Below are 21,602 nucleotides of genomic sequence, written 5' to 3' on the forward strand. Positions count from 1 at the left end.
GGCTTCCCTGATCGCCTGCGACGTGACAAACTCTCCCCGCGGCCTTCTGGCTGCCTGCGTGCATGGATCGCGCGCGGTTCAGACCGGGAGGGTCTTCATGTCGTATTCGTCGCGCCGATCGGCGCCGTGGATGCTCGCAGCCGCGCTCGCGGCGGGCCTCCTGGTGGCGGGCGCGGTCCCGGCCGCATCAGGATCCGCTGTCCCGGATGCCACCGCCGATCCGGAACTCTCCGTCTCGTTGGCCTACGAGTTCCTGGATGCCCGCGTCGACGAGTTCTGTGACGGTGACGGGCACTGCCTCCCGCGCAGCTACCAGGGCGGATTCTTCACCACTCCGACCTGGGACTTCACGCCCTCCTTCGTCTACGACGATGCGCTGGTCGTGATCGCGTACACGGCGAGAGGCCTCCCCGACGACATCCGCCGCGCCAGGGCGATCGGCGACACCCTGCTCTTCGTGCAGGCGAACGATCCGATCGGCGACGGCCGCACCCGCGCGTCCTACGAGCCGCACGGCATCCGGCAGGGCCGGGTGGAGATCACGGGACCGGGAACCTTCACCGGGAATCAGGCGTGGGTGGGGATGGCGCTCGCGCGGCTGTTCCACGCGACCGGCGATCAGAAGTACCTCGACGGTGCGGTCGAGGTCGCGCAGTGGATTCAGGCGAACACGGCCGACACCGTGCGCGTCCCCTACGGGTACACCGGCGGGCAGCTCGAGGACGGCACCTCGCTCGTGTGGAAGTCCACGGAGCACAACACCGACATCGCCGGCTTCTTCTCGCAGCTGGCCGCACTCACCGGTGACACGGTGTGGGCGGATCGTGCCGCTGTCGCCGCGAACTTCGTGACGGCGATGCAGGCCGCAGACGGGCACGTCGACACCGGCACGCTGCTGGACGGATCCACCGTCAACACCTACCCGGTACCCCTCGACGCGCAGACGTGGAGCTACCTCGGTACCGGCGACGCCCGTTACGGCGCCGCCCTCGACTGGACCCTCGCGCACCTCATCGCCACGGACGGCCCGTACAGCGGTCCGTCGATCAGCGGCACCGATGTGTCGAAGGTCTGGTTCGAAGGCAGCGGCCACCTGGCCTTGTCGCTGAAGCTGCGCGGCGGTCCGGGCGACGCGGCCCGTGCGGAGTCGCTGCTTTCCGGCATCCGTCTGGCGCAGCGCGATGCCCTGAACGGCGATGGCAAAGGCATCGTCGCGACCTCGACGGACGGCCTGGACTCCGGATTCGGCGATCTCTACTACGCCAGCCTGCACACCGGGACGACCGCGTGGTACCTGCTCGCGGCGGCCGGGGACAACCCCTTCCGCCTGCCGACCGACTGACCGGCAGCGGTCCGGCCACCCTTTCGGGCCGAGGGGTTACGCGGCGACGCGGGCGACGGCGGCGATCGCGCTCACGAAGAAGCCGATGCCGTCGATACCGGAACGCATCGCGACCGCCGTGTCGGGGCCGAAGCCGGGCTCGACCGCGTGCTCGGGGTGCGGCATGAGGCCCACGACGTTGCCGTCCTCGTTCGTGAGTCCCGCGATGTCGCGCAGTGAGCCGTTCGGGTTCACGCCCGCGTAGCGGAAGGCCACGAGACCCTCGCCTTCGAGGCGATCGAGCGTCTCGTCGTCGGCGATGTAGCCGCCGTCGCCGTTCTTCAGCGGGATCACGATCTCCTGGCCGGTGCGGAACGTGTTCGTCCACGCGGTGTCGGAGTTCGCGACGGTGAGCTTCTGGTCGCGGCGCACGAAGTGTTGGTGGTCGTTGCGGATCAGGCCGCCGGGCAGCAGGTGCGCCTCGACGAGCATCTGGAAGCCGTTGCAGATGCCGAGCACGGGCATGCCCTTCGCCGCGGCATCCTTGACCTCGCTCATGATCGGCGACAGCGCGGCGATCGCACCGGCACGCAGGTAGTCGCCGTAGCTGAAGCCGCCGGGGAGCACCAGTGCGTCGACGCCTTCGAGGTCGTGCGAGCCGTGCCACAGGGCGACCGGCTCCGCGCCCGCGATGCGTACGGCGCGCTGGGCGTCGCGGTCGTCGAGCGAACCCGGGAAGGTGACGACGCCGATGCGTGCGGTCATTCGACGACCTCGATGCCGACGACATCCTCGATCACGGAGTTGGAGAGCACCTCGTCGGCGACGCGCTTCGCCTCGGCGAGCAGCTCGTCGGTGACCTCGCCCTCGACGGTGAGCTCGAAGCGCTTGCCGATGCGGACATCGGTGAAGCCCTCGACGCCGAGACGCGTGAACGCTCCGGAGACGGCCTTCCCCTGCGGGTCGAGCAGTTCGGGCTTGGGCATGACGTCGACGACGATGGTGGGCATGAAAGGCTCCGGAAGTCGCGGGAAGGCTGGCGCCCTCAGTCTACCGGCCCGCGCCGGGCGCGTTATTCCGCGTGGAAGACGGTGTGCAAGTCGCCGATCAGGTCCCGACCGCCGAGGCCGTCGATCTCGAACAGCACGGAGATGCCGATGACGTGGCTGCCGAGTTCCTCGACGAGCTGGCGTCCTGCGGCGAGCGTGCCACCGGTGGCGAGGACATCATCGATCAGCAGGACGCGGGATCCGGCGGGCAGATCGTCGTGCATCTCGATCGTGGCGGTGCCGTACTCGAGTGCGTAGTCGACGGATGCCGCGGGGCGGGGGAGCTTGCCCGCCTTGCGGATCGGGATGAGCCCGACTCCCGCGGCGATGGCAGCGGCGCCGGCGAGGATGAACCCGCGTGCCTCGATGCCGGCGACCACGTCGAACTGACCGGCGAACGGTTCCAGGATCGCCTCGGTCGTGGCCTTCAGCGCCTCGGCGTCCGCGAGCAGCGGCGTGATGTCGCGGAACACGATGCCGGGCTCGGGGTAGTCCGGGATGCTCCGGATCAGGGAGGCGGCGCGGGTGAGGGCAGGGGAGAGTTCGGCTTCGGGCACCGGGCAAGATTACCCGCGTTCCCTGCATCCCGACGATCCGCGGAGCCGGTGACGATTCGCGGAGAGATCTCCGGGATTCCTCCGCCGAACGTCGACGTGTCCGCGAATCGTCCGCCACGGCACTCGCTTGACATTCGTGGGAGCGCTCCCATAGAGTGACTGCTCAGTTCGTGGGAGCGCTCCCACGAATCCCCGAAAGCACCATCACCGCACGAAAACCCGCACAAAGGAGTGACTTGTGAACACACGTGCCCGCCGCCGGATCCTGACGATTGCCGCCGCGGCATCCGTATCCGCCCTCGCCCTGGCCGGCTGCTCTGCCAACGCCGGAGACGCCGAAGAGCCCAGCGCCGATGAAGACGTCACGCTGACCGTGACCACCTTCGGCACCTTCGGCTACGAAGACCTGTACAAGGAGTACGAGAAGCTCCACCCGAACGTGACGATCGAGGCGACCAACATCGACACGGGCGGCAACGCCCGCACCGACGCGTTCACCAAGATCGCCGCCGGTTCCGGCCTCAGCGACGTCGTCGCGATCGAGGAAGGCTGGCTCGGCGCGATCATGGACGTGTCCGACACCTTCGTCGACCTGCGCGACTACGGCATCGAGGACCGCAAGGACGACTGGGTCGACTGGAAGTACGGTCAGGCGACGGATGCCGAGGGTCGCGTGATCGGCTACGGCACCGACATCGGTCCCTCGGGCATCTGCTACAACGGTGCCGCGTTCGAAGCGGCCGGCCTGCCGAGCGATCGCGAGTCCGTGGCCGAGCTGCTCAACGGCGACTGGGAGAACTACTTCTCCGTCGGCGCCGACTACACCGCCAAGACCGGCAAGGCCTGGTACGACCACTCCGGCTTCGTCTGGAACGCCATGGTCAACCAGCTCGATGAGGGCTACTACACCGCGGACGGCGAGCTGAACGTCGAGGGCAACGACGAGCTCAAGGCGCGCTTCGAGCAGCTGGGCGCCGCGACCGAGGGCGGCCAGTCCGCCGCGCAGACCGCGTGGGACTGGAACGGCGGCAAGTCGTTCGTCGACGGCACCTTCGCCACCTTCGTGTGCCCGGGCTGGATGCTCGGCGTCGTGCAGGGTCAGGTCGAAGCCGGCGGCGGCGACGCGTCCACCGGGTGGGACTTCGCCGACGTCTTCCCGGGCGGAGCAGCCAACTGGGGTGGCGCATTCCTGTCGATCCCCGAGTCCTCGGAGCACAAGAAGGCAGCCGCTGAGCTCGCCGACTGGCTGACGCAGCCCGACCAGCAGGTCAAGCAGTCCGCTGCTGCGGGCAACTTCCCGTCCACGATCAAGGCGCAGGAGACGCTGGCCGCAGATGCGACGCCGAACGCGTTCTTCAACGACGCTCCCACCGGAGCGATCCTCGCCGAGCGTGCCAAGGGCGTCGTTGCGCAGTTCAAGGGTGCGGATGACTCGGTCATCCAGGAGAACGTCTTCGGTCCGGCTCTGAGCAGCCTCGACCGCGGCGAGACCGACACCAAGGGCGCCTGGGATCAGGCCATCCAGCTGCTGAACGACCTGGTCGGCTGACACCCTCCCCTCGACAGGCTCGGCGATCCGCCACGGGCTCCGCCCGGAGCAGGATGGCCGAGCCTGTCGAGACCTCCGCACGGTGTCGCGCCCCTCGGCGGGCTCGGATGCCATTCGCTGCACGACCCACGCAAGGACCCCCCATGACTCTCACGGCTCCGCCCGCGGAACGCCGGGATGCGGCATCCGACCAGGTGCCGGATGCCCCGGCGAAGCGCCCCTGGCGTCACCGGCTGTCCCGGTTCGACCAGAACGCCTCCCCGTACTTCTACATCTCGCCCTTCTTCCTCCTGTTCGGTCTGGTGGGCCTGTTCCCACTGCTGTACACGGTCTACGTGGCCGTGCACGACTGGGATCTGCTCAAGGGCGAGGGTGACTTCGTGGGCGTGGGGAACTTCGTCGAGATCCTCGGCGACGCCATGTTCTGGAACTCGATCGGCAACACGCTGAGCATCTTCCTGCTCTCCGCGATCCCGCAGCTGGCCGTCGCCCTCGTGATCGCCTACCTGCTGGACCGGGGCCTGCGGGCGCCGACGTTCTGGCGCATGAGCGTGCTCATCCCGTTCGTGGTCACCCCCGTCGCCGTGGCGATCATCTTCTCCAGCATCTTCAACGAGGCGGACGGCCTCGCCAACAACCTCCTGAACCTCATCGGCATCGCCGATCAGGAGTGGAAGCACAACACCGCCCTGTCGCACATCGCGATCGCGGTCATGGTGAACTTCCGCTGGACGGGCTACAACGCCCTGATCCTCCTCGCCGCCATGCAGGCGGTGCCGCGCGACCTCTACGAATCCGCCGCCCTCGACGGTGCGGGTGCGGGGCGCCGCTTCTTCTCGATCACGATCCCCACGATCCGTCCCACCCTGATCTTCGTGATCATCACGGCGACGATCGGCGGTCTGCAGATCTTCGCGGAGCCCCGCCTGTTCGACGTCTCGACCGCGGGCGGCATCGGCGGCAGCGACCGGCAGTTCCAGACCACGGTGCTGTTCCTGTGGGAGCTGGCGTTCTTCCGCCGCAACCTCGGGGAAGCCTCGGCGGTCGCCATCCTGCTGTTCCTGCTGATCGTCGGGATCGGCGTGATCAACTTCCTGATCTCGCGCCGCATCTCCACCGGCGACGCCCCGAAGAACCGCGCCGCGCGCCGCCGCGCCCGCACCTCCACCCAGAAGGACGCACGATGACCGCCACCCAGGCACTGAGCGTGCCCGAGAAGATCCGCCGCCGTCGGAGCATGTCCGTCGGCACGGCCGGAATCGGCAGTCGGCCCGGATTCCTCACCTACGGCCTGCTCGCGGCCTTCATCATCGGCAGCGTCTATCCGCTGTGGTGGTCGGTCGTGGTGGCGAGCGGCACGAACGCGACGCGCGGTGAGACCCTGCCGCTGATCCCCGGTGGCAACTTCTTCGCGAACGCCGCGAAGGTGTTCGACGCGATCCCGTTCTGGTTGGCGCTGGGCAACTCGTTCCTCATCTCGGCGATCATCACGATCTCGGTCGTCACCTTCTCGACGCTCGCCGGCTACGCCTTCGCGAAGCTCAAGTTCAAGGGACGCGAGGGGCTCATGGTCTTCGTGATCGCGACCATGGCGATCCCCACGCAGCTGGGCATCATCCCGCTGTTCATGCTGATGCGCGAGCTCGGCTGGACCGGGTCGATCGGCGCCGTGATCGTGCCGACGCTCGTCACCGCGTTCGGTGTGTTCTTCATGCGGCAGTACCTGGTCGACGTCATCCCCGACGAGCTGATCGAGGCGGCACGGATGGACGGCGCGAACCAGTTCCGCACCTTCCTCACGGTCGGCATCCCGGCGGCCCGGCCCGCCATGGCGATCCTCGGACTCTTCACCTTCATGACCGCGTGGACGGACTACCTCTGGCCGCTCATCGTGCTCTCCCCGCAGAATCCGACGCTGCAGACCGCGCTCAGCCAGTTGCAGTCCGGCTACTACGTCGACTACTCGATCGTGCTCGCCGGCGCGGTGCTCGCGACCCTTCCGCTTCTCGTGCTCTTCGTGGTCGCGGGTCGGCAGCTGGTCAGTGGCATCATGGCGGGCGCGGTGAAAGGATGACCTTCATGACCCGCCCCTTCCCCGAGAACTTCCTCTTCGGTGCCGCGACCGCCGCCTACCAGATCGAGGGTGCGGCCTTCGAGGACGGCCGCACCGCATCGATCTGGGACGCGTTCTCGCGCGTTCCCGGCGCGGTGATCGGGGGAGACAACGGCGACATCGCGTGCGACCACTACCACCGGTATGCGGATGACGTCGCGCTGATGACCCGGCTCGGACTGCAGACGTATCGTTTCTCGACGTCCTGGTCGCGGGTGCGTCCGGACGGCGGTGCGGTGAACCCGGCGGGCGTCGACTTCTACGAACGGCTGGTCGACTCGCTGCTCGAGGCCGACATCCTGCCCTGGCTCACGCTGTACCACTGGGACATGCCGCAGGCGCTGCAGGAGAAGGGCGGCTGGACGAACCGCGACACGGTCGACCGCTTCCTCGAGTACGCGGGCACCATGCACGACGCCCTCGGCGACCGGGTGAACGTGTGGACCACGTTGAACGAGCCGTGGTGCTCGTCCTTCCTCTCCTACACGGGCGGCGAGCATGCGCCGGGGCACACGAGCGTCGCCGAGGGGCTCCTCGCCTCGCACCACCTGCTGCTCGCACACGGCGAGACGGTGCGCGAGCTGCGTCGTCGTGACTCCTCGCTCGATCTGGGGATCACCCTGAATCACACGGTCGCGGATGCCGCGGACCCGCAGAACGCCGGAGACCTCGATGCCGTGCGCCGGATCGACGGACAGTTCAACCGCTGGTTCCTCGACCCGATCTACCGCGGTGCCTACCCGGCCGACATCGTGGAGGACATCAGGGCGGTCGATGCGGATGCCGTCGCGCAGTTCGAGGCCGCGATCCACGAGGGCGACCTCGAGACCATCTCGCAGCACATCGACACGCAGGGCGTGAACTACTACCACGGCGACTTCCTGTCGGGCACGGCGCCCGTCGAGGCAGCCGTCGAGAGTGTGCCGGACACCGAGCGCAAGGTGCGCAGCCCGTACCCGTCGTTCGAGAACATCCACAACGTCGAGCGCGGTCTGCCCCGCACGGCGCAGAACTGGGAGGTGCAGCCCGAGGGGCTGACCCGCCTGCTCCAGCGGGTGTGGACCGAGTACGCCGAGCCGGCCGGCACCGTGCTGTACATGACCGAGAACGGCGCGGCCTACGACGACGTCGCGGTGGTGGAGGAGAGCGAGACGCGGGTGCACGATGCCGAGCGCACCGAGTTCCTGCGCCTGCACCTCGGTGCGGTGCTGGATGCCGCGGAGGCCGGCGTCGACGTGCGCGGCTACTTCTACTGGTCGATGTTCGACAACTACGAGTGGGCCTGGGGCTACGACAAGCGCTTCGGCATCGTGCGGGTCGACTACGACACACAGGAGCGGAGCGTGAAGGACTCGGGCCGGGAGTACGCTCGCATCATCGCCGCACGCAGCCTCTGAGCTGGGGCGGCTCGGGTTCGGAGCATCCGGCCCGCTGTCGGATCAGAGGGAGAACTGTGTCGTCACGAGCGACCATCGAAGAGGTGGCTTCTGCTGCCGGGGTGTCCCGGTCGACCGTGTCGCGTGTGGTCAACGGCTCGACGGCCGTGAGTCCGGAGGCGCTGATCGCGGTGCGCACTGCGATCGAGCGGCTCAGCTACGTGCCGAACAGGGCAGCGCGCTCGCTCGCGTCGAACCAGACGCAGGCGATCGCCCTGATCATCCCGGAGGACACCACGCGCGTCTTCGGCGACCCGTTCTTCGCGGCCATCATCGCCGGAATCACGGGCGTCCTGCGCAACTCCGACTACCTGCTGAACCTGCTCATCGCGAGCGACGACCCCGGCGACAAGATGACGAGCTTCGTGCGCAACGGGGGCGTCGACGGCGCGCTGATCGTGTCGCATCACACGAGCGACGCCTACATCGAGCGGATCGCCGACGCGATCCCGGTGGTCTACGGCGGGCGCCGGCGTGAGGGTGACTACGTCGTCGACGTCGACAACGTCCTGGGGGCGAGGGCGGCGACCAGACGCTTGATCGACATCGGTCGCACCCGTATCGCGACGATCTCGGGCACGCCCACGATGCTGTCGTCGATGGACCGCATGCAGGGTTTCCGCGGTGCCCTCGCGGATGCCGGGCTCACCCCGTTCGCCGAGGAAGCCGGCGACTACAGCGAGTCGAGCGGGGCGGATGCCGCCCGCCGCATCCTGGCCGCAGGACGGCCGGATGCGATCTTCGTCGCGAGCGACCTGATGGCTCGCGGCGCATTGACCGTGCTCCGTGCGGCGGGAGTGCGTGTCCCGGAAGACATCGCCCTGGTCGGATTCGACGACTCCTCTGTCGCCACCGCGACCGACCCGCAGCTCACCACGATGCGCCAGCCCATGTATGCGCAGGGTGAGGCCATGGCGACCGTGCTCCTGTCGCGCCTGGCCGGCGGCGAACCGCCGCACACGACGATCCTGCCGACCGAGCTGGTGGTGCGCGCCACCGCGTGACGCCGTCTCGGCGTGCCTGTGCGCGACGTGACACGGGGGCGGTCCTGTCGCCCCTCCGGACAGGACCGCCCCCGTGCGTCTGTGGCCGGGGCACCGCCGACGTATCGAAGCGGTGGCCTTCCGGACCGACGGGAACGTCGTCATGCCCCCCGGCATGACGTAGATTCTTAGGCTGAAGAAACGTTCAGTCATTAATCTATAGGGCAGGCGATCAAACCGGTAGTCGGCCGGCGCCTGGACGAGGAGGTGATCGTGGCACGCTCCGAAGAGCAGAACCGCCTTGCCCGTGAGCGGGCGCGCGAGCTGATCCTGGAATCCGCGATCGAGCTGTTCGCCGAGCGCGGCGTCTCCGGGGCCAGCATCGCCGAGATCACCCAGCGCGCCGGCGTCGCCCAGGGCCTCGTCAACTATCACTTCGGCGGCAAGGAACAGCTGATCGTCGCCGTGATCGACGGGTGGTTCGATGCGCTGTTCGGACTGCCGTCCGTCGACGGAACGGCCGATGAACGCCTGGCAGGACTGATCGACACCGTCATCATGGCCACCGGGTACGCCCTGCCGCTCCAGCGCGCGGTGCTGGCGATGCAGCTGCAGCCGTCGACGCACCGACTTTTCGCCGAGGCCGAGGAGCGCTACGGCGACCGTGCGCTGGTCGCCGAGGAGTCCGTGCGCGACATGTTCCGCGAGCGGGGTGCGGCTGATCCCGAGGTCGAGGAGATCATGCTCCGCAGCACGCTCGAGGGCATCCTCGTGAAGTTCGCGGTCTATGGCGACACGTTCCCGCTCGAGGAAGCCCGTCGCTGGATGTACCGGATCTACGCGCTCCCCGCACCGGCCGGGCCTCTTCCGCTCGAGGCGCCTCCGCGCGCGGGAGCGATCCGGCTGCGGGCGATGGGTGCGGTGCGCGAACCGCTGGTCTGAGGGGCGCGGGCGACGCGCCTCTGCCACCCCGGGCGGACACGAAGTTCGGCCTTGTGCGACTTCTGTGGCCTCCTGGGCGGCGGATGGCCGAAGAAGCTGCATTCTTCCGAGATCTCTGCGCGGGGGTGATGACGGATGCCGCAGACGGAGAGATCCCGGATGCCTCGGGTGAGGCATCCGGGATCTCCGGGTACTGCGGGGTGCCGATCAGGCGGGGTCGCCGCCGAGCGGGCCGACCGCCGTGAGCGGCTTCGGGTCGTCGGCGCCGGTCTTGCGTGCGCGGGCGATCAGGTTGCCCAGGTGGTAGATGAGCAGCGCCGCGACGGTGCCCAGCACGATGCCGCCGAAGGCGAAGTCGCCGAGCTGCATCGAGAAGCCGGCGATGCCGATGACCAGCGAGACCGCGGCGGTGTACTGGTTCACCGGGCGAGAGAAGTCCACCTTGCTGTCGACCCAGATCTTGATGCCGATGATGCCGATGAGGCCGTAGAGCGCGGTGGTCGCGCCGCCGAGCACTCCGGCGGGGATCGAGTTGAACACCTCGCCGACCTTCGGGGAGAACGCGAGCAGGATCGCGAAGAGCCCGGCCACCCAGTAGACGGCGGTGGAGTACACGCGGGTCGCCGCCATGACGCCGATGTTCTCGCCGTAGGTGGTGGTGCCGGATCCGCCGAATCCTCCGGCGATGGTGGTGGCGACGCCGTCCGCGATGAGCGCGCGGCCGGTGTGCTTGTTGATCGCGGGATCTTCGGTCATGGTGGCGACACCGCGCACGTGCCCCACGTTCTCCGCGACGAGCACGAGAACGACGGGCAGGAACATCGCGATCGTCGACCAGGTGCCGGGGGCGATGAAGTCGGGCAGCTGGAAGTGCGGCAGTCCGATCCAGGGGGCTTCGGCGATGAGCTCGGAAGGTGTCTTGCCGCCACGCAGGGCGTTGGGTACCTCGAAGGATCCGGTGAACGCGGCGTAAATGAAGCCGACGGCGACACCGAGGAAGATCGAGATCCGACCGAGGAAGCCACGGAAGAGCACGGCGAAGAGGATGATCGCGACGAGGGTGATCGTGGCGGTGATCGGGTCGAGCTGGAAGTTGTTCCACGCGGTCGGTGCGAGGTTGAAGCCGATCAGCGCGACGATCGCACCGGCGACGACCGGGGGCATCAGCGCGTCGACCCAGCGGAGCCCGGCGAACTGCACGACCAGGCCGACCACGGTGAGCAGGATGCCGACCGCGACCACGCCGGCGAGGGCGGATCCGGTGCCGCCCGCGGCGACGGCGGCGGTGATGGGGGCGATGAACGCGAACGAGGAGCCGAGGTAGCTGGGGAGCTGATTCCTCGTGATGAGCAGGAAGAGCAGCGTGCCGACACCGCTGAACAGCAGCGTGGTCGAGACGGGGAAACCGGTGAGCGTCGGCACCAGGAACGTGGCGCCGAACATCGCGATCACGTGCTGCAGACCGATCGCGATCGTGGCGGGCCAGTTCAGGTGCTCATCGGGACGGACGACGGCGCCGGGTTCGACGGTGCGGCCGTCTCCGTGCAGTTTCCACAGGGCCATGCGGGCTCCTCAGGTTCGGGGGATGTCGGGAGTGCTGGAGCAACCCTATCGATTCCTGAGTGTTCCCTGGGTGCCCTTCGTCTCGTCGCTGCGCTCCTCGCTCAGGGTGCGGGGAGCGAGACGAAGCGCGTCAGGCCCCGAGGCGCGTGATCAGTTCGCGGTAGCGATCGGCGGTGCGGCCCACGATGTCGTCGGGGAGCAGCGGGGGTTCGCCCTGCTTGTCCCAGTTCGCGGCGAGCCAGTCGCGCACGATCTGCTTGTCGAAGCTCGCCATCCGCTCCTTCGGGGTCGTGCCCGTCTTCCAGGCTTCGGCATCCCAGTAGCGGGAGGAGTCACTCGTGAGCACCTCGTCGGCCAGGCGCAGGACGCCGTCCGCATCCGTGCCGAACTCGAACTTGGTGTCTGCGAGGATCAGCCCCTTCTCCTCGGCGATCGCGGCGGCGCGGGAGTAGATCGAGAGCGACGCCTCGCGCAGCTCGTTCGCCCGCTCGGCGCCGACCAGTTCGACGGCCTTCTCGAACGTGATGTTCTCGTCGTGCTCACCCATCGGAGCCTTGTACGCGGGGGTGAAGAGCGGCTCGGGAAGGCGGTCGCCGTTCTGCAGGCCGGCGGGCAGCGGGATGCCGCACACGGTGCCGCTCTCGGTGTACTCGGCCCAGCCTGTTCCCGTGATGTAGCCGCGCACGACGCACTCGATCGGCAGCATCTCCAGCGACTGCGCCAGCATGGCGCGGTCGGCGACGGCATCCGGGATATCGCCTTCTGCGAGGTGGTTGGGCACGTCGTCGAGCTGTGCGAACCACCAGCGGCTCAGGCTCGTGAGCAGGGCGCCCTTCTCGGGGATGCCCGGGGAGAGCACGAAGTCGAAGGCGCTGACCCGGTCGCTCGCCACGACGAGGATGCGGGTGTCCGCCGGGTCCTCTGAGGCATACAGATCGCGGACCTTGCCCGAGTAGATGTGCCGCCAGCCGGGGATGCTCTGTGCCGTGCCTTCTGAAGGTGTGCTCACCCGCCCATTATCCCGGTGATCCGGACCGGTCCGTGGCTCCGTGTCGCCGTCGACCGGAATGGCGCGAGGGATGTGTTGACCGCGGTGGCGCGGGAGGCGTATAGTCCACGTGGACTAATTGGGATGGAGTAGGTGATGAAGGATCCGGTGGACACGTTGACGCCCATGGGGGTGATGGTGCTGGCGCTGCTGCGCGAGAGCGACATGCACCCCTACGAGATGGTGCGCCTGCTGCGCGCGCGCCACGACGACCGGCTCCTCACCATCACCAACGGCACGCTCTATCACACCGTCTCGCGGCTGCAGAAGTCCGGGCTTCTCGACGAGGTGGGCATCGACCGCGACGGCAACCGCCCCGAGCGCACGACCTACACGTTGACGGATGCCGGGCGCTGCGCCGTGATCGCCTGGGTGCAGCGCGAACTGCCCAGGGTCGACCATCCCACCGACTTCCGCATCGCCCTCGCGGAGGCGCACAACCTCGAACGAGACGATGTGATCCCGCTGCTCGGCGAACGCCGCATCGCCCTGGTCGAGGAGCACGCACTGCATCGCGACGGCCTCGTCAAGGCCAGGGCCAAGGGCGTCCCCGCCCAGGTCCTCGTCGAGATCGAGCGCCAGGAGGTCCTCCTCGACGCCGAGCTGCGCTGGCTCGACTCCCTGCTCACCCGCCTCGACGCCGACAGCCTCCCCTGGGGGCCCTCGGCGTTCACGGACTCAGACCGCTATCTCGCTCAGCGAAAGGCTGCACAGCAATGACCGATTCACGCCAGAAGTCTGGCCCCGACACCGGCCCGTTCGCCGCAGGGCACGCGCCCAAGAGCCCGTGGCCCGCGCTCTGGGCGCTCGTCATCGGCTTCTTCATGATCCTCGTCGACACCACGATCGTCTCGGTCGCGAACCCCGCGATCAAGGCCGCGCTCGACCCGAACACCAACAACCTCGACAACGTCGTGTGGGTGACCAGTGCCTATCTGCTGACCTACGCCGTGCCGCTGCTGATCACCGGTCGTCTCGGCGACCGCTTCGGACCGAAGAACATCTACCTGATCGGTCTCGCGATCTTCACCGCGGCCTCGCTGTGGTGTGGTCTGTCCAGCTCCCTCGAGGGACTGATCGCGGCCCGCGCGGTGCAGGGACTCGGCGCGGCGTTCATGACGCCGCAGACCATGGCCGTCATCACCCGCACGTTCCCGCCGAACCGACGCGGCGCGGCCATGGGCCTGTGGGGTGCCACCGCCGGTGTCGCGACACTGGTCGGCCCGCTGCTCGGCGGCGTGCTGGTCGACGGCCTCGGTTGGGAGTGGATCTTCTTCGTCAACCTGCCGGTCGGCGTGATCGCTTTCATCGCCGCGTGGATCCTGGTGCCGAAGCTCAAGACGCACCCGCACCGCTTCGACATCCTCGGCGTCGTTCTCAGTGCCGTCGCGATCTTCCTGGTGGTGTTCGGCCTGCAGGAGGGCGAGAAGTACGACTGGGGCGTCATCTGGGGACCGATCTCGGTCTGGGGTCTGATCATCGCCGGCATCGTCGTGCTCGCGCTGTTCGTCCTGCAGCAGTGGAAGACCAAGAGCGAGGCGCTCGTGCCGCTCGAGCTCTTCCGTGATCGCAACTTCTCGGGTGCCAACATCGCGATCGCGACGGTCGGCTTCGCGGTGACGAGCATGTCGCTGCCGCTGATGTTCTTCCTGCAGATCGCCCGCGGGCTCACCCCGACCGAGGCCGCCCTGCTGATGATCCCGATGGCGGTGTTCTCGGGTGTCCTGGCGCCGCTCGCCGGCAAGATCCTCGACCGCACGGACCCGCGTCTGATCCTCATCCCCGGGCTGCTCTTCTTCGCCGCGGCGCTGGTCTGGTACTCGGCTCTGGTGAACATGGACACCGAGATCTGGATGTTCCTGTTCCCGTCCGCGCTCCTCGGGATCGGCAGCGCCGGCATGTGGGGACCGCTCGCGACCACCGCGACCCGGATGCTCCCGATGCGTCAGGCCGGTGCCGGTGCCGGCATCTACAACACCACCCGTACGATCGGCTCGGTCGTCGGCTCCGCCGCGATCGCGACCTTCATGCAGGCGCGACTCGAGGCGAACCTTCCGGGGATGGGCGACGCCACGGGATCCATCAGCTCGGGCGGCACGCTTCCGGCTCCCGTCGCCGAGGGGTTCGCCGCGGCGATGTCCCAGGCCATCCTGCTGCCGGCCAGCGTCATCGTGATCGGACTGATCGCGTCGCTGTTCCTGCGCGGCGCCCCGCAGAAGCGCCCCGCCGCGGCCGCCGACGCTCCGACGCCGGTATCCACTCCCGCTCCCGCCGAGTGAGCACGACGGCTCCGCCCCCTGCGCCTCCGGGCGTCGGGGGCGGAGCCGTCTCCGGCCGAAGCCTTTTGCGACCGGCGCCGAGGTCTGATTTCATGGGCCGATGTCCGTTCAGCTCATCCGCCCCACGACCGACCTCTTCACGACCTGGGCGGAGGCGGTCTCCGAGTTCGGCGACCGTCACATCGACGGATCGGGGCTCACGGCGCCGGTCGCTCCCGACCGGGCGACGCTCGACGCGCTGATCGAGAAGGCCGCGCAGATCGCCGACACCTCGGTGGCACTGCCGGACGGCTTCGTGCACAACGATCTCTACTGGATCGTCGATGAGGGCGAGGTCATCGGCTTCCTCTCCTTCCGGCACGAGCTCAACGAGTGGCTGCGCGAGGTCGGAGGGCACATCGGCTACGCGGTGCGCGAGTCCCGCCGGCGCCGGGGATACGCCTCTGCGGCGCTCGCCCTCGGCCTCGAGCGCGCGCGCGAGATCGGCCTCGACCGCGTGCTGGTCACGTGCGACGACGACAACATCGCCTCGGCTCGCACGATCGAGCGCGCCGGCGGGGTGCTGCAGGACGTCAGGGACCAGTCCGACCACGGCTACGCGCTGCTGCGCCGCTACTGGATCCAGCTCTAGCCCCTCATTCCTCGCTCCGGTCGCGGAAGAGCATCCGTCCGACGCGATGAGCGTGCTTCTTCGCGACCGGAACAGGACCGGAACCGATCGGGGGCATTCCCAGGCGTTTACTAAGGTTGATGCTCGGCGACTGTCCGGTCGTCCTCGCCGATCCGAGGAGTATCCGTCGTGATCCGAAATCCATCCGCCGCGCCTGCACGGCTGCGCCGACTCGGCCGCAGCGCCGTCGCCACCGCGCTGACCGCCTTCGTCGCCGTCGGCGCCCTGCTCGGAGGAGCATCCGCCGCGTCCGCCGCTGACGCCCCCGAGACCTACATCATCGGCACGGACACCACGTTCGCGCCCTTCGAGTTCACGAACTCCGACGGCGAGCTCGTCGGCATCGACATGGACCTGCTCCGCGCGATCGCGAAAGACCAGGGCTTCGAGGTCGAGATCCGCCAGCTGGGCTTCGACGCCGCCGTGCAGGCACTGCAGGCCAACCAGGTCGACGCCGTCATGGCGGGCATGTCGATCACGGACGAGCGCAAGCAGGCCTTCGACTTCAGCGAGCCGTACTTCACGAGCGGCATCCAGCTGGGAGTGCTCGAGTCGAGCGACATCCAGTCGCTCGACGACCTCGACGGCAAGGCGGTGGCGGTCAAGACCGGCACCCAGGGTCAGACCTTCGCCGAGGAGAACCAGGACGAGTTCGGCTTCAAGATCACGCCCTACCAGGACACGACCGACATGGTCGATGCGGTCAAGGCAGGGCAGGCCGTCGGGTACTTCGAGGACTTCCCGGTGCTCGCGTACGGCATCCAGCAGGGATCGGGCTTCCGCCTGATCGGTGATCCGGAGCTCGGCGGCGAGTACGGGTTCGCGGTCAACAAGGGGCTGAACCCCGAGCTGCTCGAGATGTTCAACGAGGGCCTCGCGAACCTCCAGGCATCGGGCGAGTACGACGAGATCGTCGACACCTACCTGGGCGGCGAGCAGCAGGAGGCCCCGCCCGCCGACATCATCTCGGTGGCCGTGAAGTACTGGCCCGCCCTGATGAGCGGCCTGTGGCTCACGATCCTCGCGACCATCGTCGCGATCGTGGCGGCGTTCATCCTCGGCATCGTGTTCGGGTTCGGACGCCTCTCGAAGTTCTTCCTGTTCCGCTGGATCGCCACCGCGTACGTCTACGTGTTCCGCGGCACCCCGATCCTGGTGCAGGCGTTCTTCGTGTTCTTCGCGATCCCGCAGCTGTTCCCCGGGCTGCAGTTCAACCCGTTCGTGGCCGGCGCCATCACGCTCTCCCTCAACACGGGCGCGTACATGACCGAGATCATCCGCGGCGGCATCCAGGCCGTCGATCCGGGTCAGAACGAGGCGTCGCGCTCGCTCGGCCTCGGCCACTGGAAGACGATGCAGAAGGTCGTGCTGCCGCAGGCCTTCCGCATCATGATCCCCTCGTTCGTGAACCAGGGCATCATCACCCTCAAGGACACGTCGCTGATCAGCGTGATCGGCCTCGCCGAGCTCACGTTCCAGTCCCGCCAGATCATCGCCTCCACCTACCTGTCGGCGCAGGTGCTGACCATCGTCGCCGTGATCTACTTCGTCGTGATCACGCTGCTGACGCTGCTCGCGAACCGCCTGGAGAGGAAGTTCAACGCATGAGCAAGATCGAAGTCCGGGACCTGCACAAGTCCTTCGGCGACAACAAGGTGCTCAAGGGCATCGACCTCACGGTGGAGGACGGCGAGGTCATCGCGGTCATCGGGCCGTCCGGCTCCGGGAAGTCGACGCTGCTGCGCTGCCTCAACAAGCTCGAGGAGCCCACGTCGGGGCACGTCGTGATCGACGGCGTCGACCTGACCGACAAGAGCGTGAAGCTCGATGAGGTGCGTCAGCGCATCGGCATGGTGTTCCAGCACTTCAACCTGTTCCCTCACATGACCGTGCTGGAGAACATCACGCTCGCGCCGATCGAACTGGGCAAGCTCTCGAAGTCGGACGCGCGCGCACGCGCGACCTCCCTGCTCGAGCGCGTCGGCCTCGCGGAGAAGGCGGATGCGAAGCCGGCATCCCTCTCCGGTGGACAGAAGCAGCGCGTGGCGATCGCCCGCGCATTGGCGATGGACCCCGAGATCATGCTGTTCGACGAGGCCACCAGCGCGCTCGACCCCGAGATGGTGGGCGAGGTGCTGCAGGTCATCCGTGATCTGGCATCCGGCGGCATGACGATGGTGCTCGTGACGCACGAGATGGGCTTCGCCCGTGAGGTCTCGGGGCGCACCGTCTTCATGGACGGCGGCGTCGTGGTCGAGGAGGCCCCTCCCGCCGAGCTGTTCGGCGCCCCGAAGAACGAGCGTCTGAAGGACTTCCTCTCCAAGGTGCTCTGAGCGCACCGCGCCCGGCGCCCGGTTCGCCGAGTGCGCCCAGTGTGTCGAGACCCATCGCTCTCGTCGAAACCCACCGGTTTCGACGCTGAGGGCGGTGGGTCTCGGTCGTTCCGATGGGTCTCGGTGCAGCGTCGCGAGCGGGGCGATTAGTCCGCGACGCGGGCGGCGATGTCGGTGCGGAAGTGCGAGCCGTCGAGTCCGATCAGCGCGATCGCCTCGTAGGCGCGGGCGCGGGCCGTGCGAAAGTCGGATGTCACGGCGACCACGTTCAGCACGCGTCCGCCGGTCGCGATGAGCGAACCGCCGGGAGCGTCCGGCGAGGCCGTCGCCGCATGCACGATGCGCACACCCTCGACAGCCGCGGCCGCGGCCAGACCCTCGATCGGGCGACCGGTCTGCGGGGCCTCGGGGTACCCCTCGCTCGCCAGCACCACCGTGATCGCGACGTCATCGCTGAACTCCGGCTCGGGCTGGTCCTCCAGCGTGCCGGATGCCGCGGCGAACAGCAGCTCCGACAGCGGAGTGACCAGTCGCGGCAGCACGATCTGCGTCTCGGGGTCGCCGAAGCGCGCGTTGAACTCGATCACCCGCACGCCGGAGGGCGTCAGGATGAGTCCGGCGTAGAGCAGACCGATGAACGGGGTGCCCTCGGCGTCGAGCTGGCGGATGACGGGGAGCGCGACGTCACGGGTGACCTCGGCCACGAACTCCTGCTCGCTGCCGAACTGCTCGGCGAGCCAGGGCAGCGGCGAGTAGGCGCCCATGCCGCCCGTGTTGGGGCCGGCGTCGCCGTCGAGCGCGCGCTTGAAGTCCTGTGCGGGGCTCAACGCGCGCACGGTGTCGCCGTCGCTGAGGAAGAAGAGAGAGACCTCGGGGCCCGACAGGAACTCCTCGATCAGCACCGGGCCCGCGGGCAGGTAGTGCTCTGCGTGGGCGAGCGCCTCGGCGCGATCGGAGGTCACGATGACGCCCTTGCCCGCAGCCAGGCCGTCGGCCTTCACGACGTAGGGGGCGCCGAGGTCGTCGAACGCCGACTCGACGTCGGCGACGGACGCGGCACGGACCGCGCGTCCGGTCGGGACACCCGCCTCGTCCATGATCCGCTTCGCGAACGACTTCGAGCCCTCGAGCTCGGCGGCTGCCTTGCCGGGGCCGAAGACCGGGATGCCGTGGGCGCGCAGCGCATCCGCGACGCCGGCGACCAGTGGAGCCTCGGGGCCGATCACGACGAGGTCGATCGCGTGCTCGTTCGCGAAGGCGGTCACCGCGCCGCCGTCGAGCGGGTCGAGCGTGACGGGGGTCGCATCCTGCGCGATGCCGGCGTTGCCGGGAGCGACGAAGATCTCGTGCTCCGTCTGCTCTGCCCGCAGGGAGAGGATGATCGCGTGCTCACGGGCACCGGAACCGAGGACCAGAATCTTCACAGGTCCAGACTACCGAGGGTCGTGCGCGGGGTTTCCGTCCATAACTCCTCGCGAACGGGTGCCTGCGGGCGGTTCTGGCCGTTCGCGGAGGCCGCGCGCACGGAATCGGAGGAGTTGTGAACCGATGCCGGTTCCGTAACTCCGGAGAATCGGGCCGGTTAGGCGCTGGAAGGCACGAGGTCGGACCGGATGCCGGTGATTCTCCGGAGTTATGGGCGCAGCTCCGCGCAGACCGGGCGGAGCTCAGACCCCCGCTGCGCGCAGACCGGGCAGCAGCCGGTTCAGACCGGTCGCTCGTCCGTGACGTCCCAGGGCACCGTCCATCCGGCGGCGTCGAACAGCCCGCTGAGCACCATGGCGGTGAACCCCCAGACGATCGTGCCGTCGACGTCGAACGCGGGGGCGCGGAACGTCAGGTCGCCGTAGCGCCGCACCGAGGTGTATCGGGTGGCAGGGTCGAGCAGTTGGGCGACCGGCACGCGGAACACCTCCACGGTCTCGGCGTGGTCCACCGCGGCGACGCGGGAGGGCGTGCGCCACCAGCCGAGCACCGGGGTGACCCGGTGGTTGCTCGCGGCGAGGGGGATCTCGGGCAGCGTGGCCAGGACCTCCACTCCGGACGGATCGAGCCCGGTCTCCTCCTGGGCTTCGCGGAGCGCGGTGGCCACGGCATCCGCATCGTCGGGTTCCGCACGGCCGCCGGGGAACGAGACCTGACCGGGGTGCGACGACAGCGTCTCGGCGCGTCGCTGGAGCAGCACGTCGAGGTCGCGGGCGACGGCGGCGTCGGCGGTGGGGGCGGGGATGCGGTCCAGTACCCCGAACAGGATCAGGACCGAGGCGTCGTGCGCCGCGTCGGGGTCGGCGAGCTGAGGGAAGGGTCCGCCCCAGGAGTGCGCCGCGACGCCGGCGAGCAGCTCGGCGCGTGCGCCTTCCGGATACTGCGTACTCATGGCATGAGCCTAGACGCCGCGCACGCTGCCCGGCTCGGTCGCTGGTCGGGGATAGGCTCGCCGGATGAGGCGATGGCAGGCTGCGGCGCTCGGTGCGCTGCTGGTGATCGGACTGAGCGGGTGCGCGGCGCCCGCCGTCGACCCCGATGCGGTGCAGGAGTGGCTGGCACAGCAGGAGTCGGTCGAGGTTCCGGGAGCGCTCGGGTCGATGAGTGCGCAGGCGTCCACGGCCGACGATGTCATGGGCGAGAACGGGGTCACCCTCACCTTCGACACGCCGCAGGGCATCACCGAGATCGTGTTCTCCTGCTTCGGTCCCGAGAAGATGGATGTCGACGTCACGACGGGCGCCGTGGACACCGATCCGGAGCTGGCGCACGGCATCCGCACCGAGGGTCTCGTCTGTGCCGACAGCCCGCACACGATCGAGCGGGTGCAGGACGCTGCGACGAAGGTCTTGATCGACGGCCTCAGCGCCGACGGCCAGGGCGCGTGGTCGGCCTTCGTGGTCGGGGAGGAGTGACGCATGGCGAAGAAGATCGACATCATCGACGGCCGCGCCGCCCTCGATGCGGTGCGCGCGGCGCAGGCCGCCGACGAGAAGCCGGCACGCACCGACCTGGCGACCGCGGTGCGCTACCTCCTGCAGCTGCTCGATGAGAAGGCTCCGGGCAACAGCGTCGAGGTGCGGGTTCCGCCGTTCGGCGCGGTGCAGGTCATCCAGGGTCCTCGGCACACGCGGGGTACCCCGCCGAACGTGGTCGAGATGGACGCCGCCACCTGGATCGCGGTCGCGACCGGGCGTGAGGCCTGGGCCGATGTCGCGACCGCCGGGCGTATCCACGCCTCGGGAACGCGCGCCGATCTCTCCGACGTCCTCCCGCTGCGCCCCTGATGTCTCGTCACGCCCGTCGGTTCTAGAGTGAACGGATGGGTTATCTCGTCGACGACTCCCGCGACCGCATCGACACGGATGCCGTCTGGGCCGCCCTGCGCGAGGCGTACTGGGCGAAGTGGCGCAGCCGTGAGGACATCGAGACGCAGATCCGTGAGGCGTGGCGGGTGATCGGCGTCTACGACGAGGAGACCGGCGCACAGGTCGGATTCGCCCGTGCGGTATCGGACGGCCTCGGTTTCGCCTATCTCGCCGACGTCATCGTGGTCGAGGATCACCGGGGGCACGGTCTGGGCAAACGGATCGTCCAGGCGATGATCGACGACGGCCCCGGCGCGCACTTCCGCTGGACGCTGTTCACGAGCGATGCGCACGGCCTCTACGAGCAGTTCGGCTTCGAGGCTCCCGATCGCACCGCGCTGGTGCGCCCGGCGCCGGCGCTGCCGGTGCACCCGACGCAGGCGCCCGCGAACCGATAGCCCCCCGC

22 protein-coding genes are annotated in these 21,602 nt (G+C 68.7%); 15 read left to right on the top strand and 7 right to left on the bottom strand.

Annotated features, from left to right (window positions below; all coding sequences use genetic code 11):
* Positions 1-97: 97 nt before the first annotated feature.
* Entirely contained in the window at positions 98-1,342 is a 1,245-nt protein-coding gene (locus FB560_RS18565; RefSeq protein WP_141874189.1) for a glycoside hydrolase family protein, read from the top strand.
* Between the two features lie 36 nt (positions 1,343-1,378).
* Here the strand turns inward: FB560_RS18565 and purQ are convergent, their stop codons facing one another.
* The 3 genes from purQ to FB560_RS18580 all read right to left on the bottom strand — a co-directional run bounded on the left by purQ (position 1,379) and on the right by FB560_RS18580 (position 2,927).
* Complete coding sequence (gene purQ / locus FB560_RS18570; RefSeq protein WP_141874190.1) at positions 1,379-2,086, bottom strand: phosphoribosylformylglycinamidine synthase subunit PurQ; 708 nt, start codon at positions 2,084-2,086, stop codon at positions 1,379-1,381.
* Positions 2,083-2,331, bottom strand: coding sequence for a phosphoribosylformylglycinamidine synthase subunit PurS (gene purS / locus FB560_RS18575; RefSeq protein WP_141874191.1), 249 nt, complete (start codon positions 2,329-2,331; stop codon positions 2,083-2,085). The genes purQ and purS overlap by 4 nt, the downstream gene beginning before the upstream one ends.
* Before the next feature lie 62 nt (positions 2,332-2,393).
* A complete protein-coding gene (locus FB560_RS18580) occupies positions 2,394-2,927 on the bottom strand; it encodes an adenine phosphoribosyltransferase (RefSeq protein WP_141874192.1) in 534 nt (177 codons plus the stop codon).
* Positions 2,928-3,165: 238 nt separating this feature from the next.
* Between FB560_RS18580 and FB560_RS18585 the strand changes: the two genes are divergently transcribed.
* From FB560_RS18585 to FB560_RS18610, 6 genes are all read left to right on the top strand, one after another.
* On the top strand, positions 3,166-4,476 hold the full coding sequence (locus FB560_RS18585) for an ABC transporter substrate-binding protein (protein ID WP_141874193.1): 1,311 nt from the start codon (positions 3,166-3,168) through the stop codon (positions 4,474-4,476).
* Between the two features lie 143 nt (positions 4,477-4,619).
* Positions 4,620-5,663, top strand: a complete 1,044-nt coding sequence (locus FB560_RS18590; RefSeq protein ID WP_141874194.1) for a carbohydrate ABC transporter permease — start codon at positions 4,620-4,622, stop codon at positions 5,661-5,663.
* On the top strand, positions 5,660-6,550 hold the full coding sequence (locus FB560_RS18595) for a carbohydrate ABC transporter permease (protein ID WP_141874195.1): 891 nt from the start codon (positions 5,660-5,662) through the stop codon (positions 6,548-6,550). Before FB560_RS18590 ends, FB560_RS18595 begins: the two co-directional genes overlap by 4 nt.
* A gap of 5 nt (positions 6,551-6,555) precedes the next feature.
* Complete coding sequence (locus FB560_RS18600; RefSeq protein WP_188895040.1) at positions 6,556-7,986, top strand: GH1 family beta-glucosidase; 1,431 nt, start codon at positions 6,556-6,558, stop codon at positions 7,984-7,986.
* A 56-nt stretch (positions 7,987-8,042) separates the two neighbouring features.
* Positions 8,043-9,029, top strand: a complete 987-nt coding sequence (locus tag FB560_RS18605; RefSeq protein WP_141874197.1) for a LacI family DNA-binding transcriptional regulator — start codon at positions 8,043-8,045, stop codon at positions 9,027-9,029.
* A gap of 252 nt (positions 9,030-9,281) precedes the next feature.
* On the top strand, positions 9,282-9,950 hold the full coding sequence (locus FB560_RS18610) for a TetR/AcrR family transcriptional regulator (protein WP_141874198.1): 669 nt from the start codon (positions 9,282-9,284) through the stop codon (positions 9,948-9,950).
* Positions 9,951-10,157: 207 nt separating this feature from the next.
* Here FB560_RS18610 and FB560_RS18615 read toward each other — a convergent pair whose 3' ends face one another.
* The gene (locus FB560_RS18615) at positions 10,158-11,513 is read right to left on the bottom strand and encodes a uracil-xanthine permease family protein (RefSeq protein ID WP_141874199.1); all 1,356 of its coding nucleotides are present in this window, start codon (positions 11,511-11,513) and stop codon (positions 10,158-10,160) included.
* Positions 11,514-11,643: 130 nt separating this feature from the next.
* A complete protein-coding gene (locus tag FB560_RS18620) occupies positions 11,644-12,522 on the bottom strand; it encodes a phosphoribosylaminoimidazolesuccinocarboxamide synthase (RefSeq protein ID WP_141874200.1) in 879 nt (292 codons plus the stop codon).
* A gap of 135 nt (positions 12,523-12,657) precedes the next feature.
* Here FB560_RS18620 and FB560_RS18625 point away from each other — a divergent pair, with 135 nt between their 5' ends.
* The 5 genes from FB560_RS18625 to FB560_RS18645 all read left to right on the top strand — a co-directional run bounded on the left by FB560_RS18625 (position 12,658) and on the right by FB560_RS18645 (position 17,843).
* Positions 12,658-13,281: a PadR family transcriptional regulator gene (locus FB560_RS18625; RefSeq protein ID WP_141874201.1), complete on the top strand. Its 624-nt coding sequence runs from the start codon at positions 12,658-12,660 to the stop codon at positions 13,279-13,281.
* A complete protein-coding gene (locus FB560_RS18630; RefSeq protein WP_141874202.1) occupies positions 13,278-14,840 on the top strand; it encodes a DHA2 family efflux MFS transporter permease subunit in 1,563 nt (520 codons plus the stop codon). Before FB560_RS18625 ends, FB560_RS18630 begins: the two co-directional genes overlap by 4 nt.
* A 100-nt stretch (positions 14,841-14,940) precedes the next feature.
* Positions 14,941-15,471: a GNAT family N-acetyltransferase gene (locus FB560_RS18635; RefSeq protein WP_141874203.1), complete on the top strand. Its 531-nt coding sequence runs from the start codon at positions 14,941-14,943 to the stop codon at positions 15,469-15,471.
* 168 nt (positions 15,472-15,639) lie between these two features.
* Positions 15,640-17,118, top strand: coding sequence for an amino acid ABC transporter substrate-binding protein/permease (locus tag FB560_RS18640; protein ID WP_141874204.1), 1,479 nt, complete (start codon positions 15,640-15,642; stop codon positions 17,116-17,118).
* Positions 17,115-17,843: an amino acid ABC transporter ATP-binding protein gene (locus FB560_RS18645; RefSeq protein WP_141874205.1), complete on the top strand. Its 729-nt coding sequence runs from the start codon at positions 17,115-17,117 to the stop codon at positions 17,841-17,843. The genes FB560_RS18640 and FB560_RS18645 overlap by 4 nt, the downstream gene beginning before the upstream one ends.
* 146 nt (positions 17,844-17,989) lie before the next feature.
* On the opposite strand, the gene purD is transcribed toward FB560_RS18645, so the two are convergent.
* Both purD and FB560_RS18655 read right to left on the bottom strand, forming a co-directional pair.
* On the bottom strand, positions 17,990-19,267 hold the full coding sequence (gene purD, locus FB560_RS18650; protein ID WP_141874206.1) for a phosphoribosylamine--glycine ligase: 1,278 nt from the start codon (positions 19,265-19,267) through the stop codon (positions 17,990-17,992).
* Positions 19,268-19,548: 281 nt separating this feature from the next.
* Positions 19,549-20,220: an NUDIX hydrolase gene (locus FB560_RS18655; RefSeq protein ID WP_141874207.1), complete on the bottom strand. Its 672-nt coding sequence runs from the start codon at positions 20,218-20,220 to the stop codon at positions 19,549-19,551.
* 64 nt (positions 20,221-20,284) lie between these two features.
* On the opposite strand from FB560_RS18655, the gene FB560_RS18660 reads away from it, so the two are divergent.
* From FB560_RS18660 to FB560_RS18670, 3 genes are read left to right on the top strand one after another with little or no spacing between them, the layout of a single operon-like run.
* Positions 20,285-20,743, top strand: coding sequence for a hypothetical protein (locus tag FB560_RS18660; RefSeq protein ID WP_141874208.1), 459 nt, complete (start codon positions 20,285-20,287; stop codon positions 20,741-20,743).
* Between the two features lie 3 nt (positions 20,744-20,746).
* On the top strand, positions 20,747-21,115 hold the full coding sequence (locus FB560_RS18665; protein ID WP_141874209.1) for a sterol carrier family protein: 369 nt from the start codon (positions 20,747-20,749) through the stop codon (positions 21,113-21,115).
* Positions 21,116-21,150: 35 nt separating this feature from the next.
* Positions 21,151-21,594, top strand: coding sequence for a GNAT family N-acetyltransferase (locus tag FB560_RS18670; protein WP_141874210.1), 444 nt, complete (start codon positions 21,151-21,153; stop codon positions 21,592-21,594).
* Positions 21,595-21,602: the final 8 nt, after the last annotated feature.

The sequence above is a fragment of the Microbacterium saperdae genome (assembly GCF_006716345.1).
Classification (GTDB): domain Bacteria; phylum Actinomycetota; class Actinomycetes; order Actinomycetales; family Microbacteriaceae; genus Microbacterium; species Microbacterium saperdae.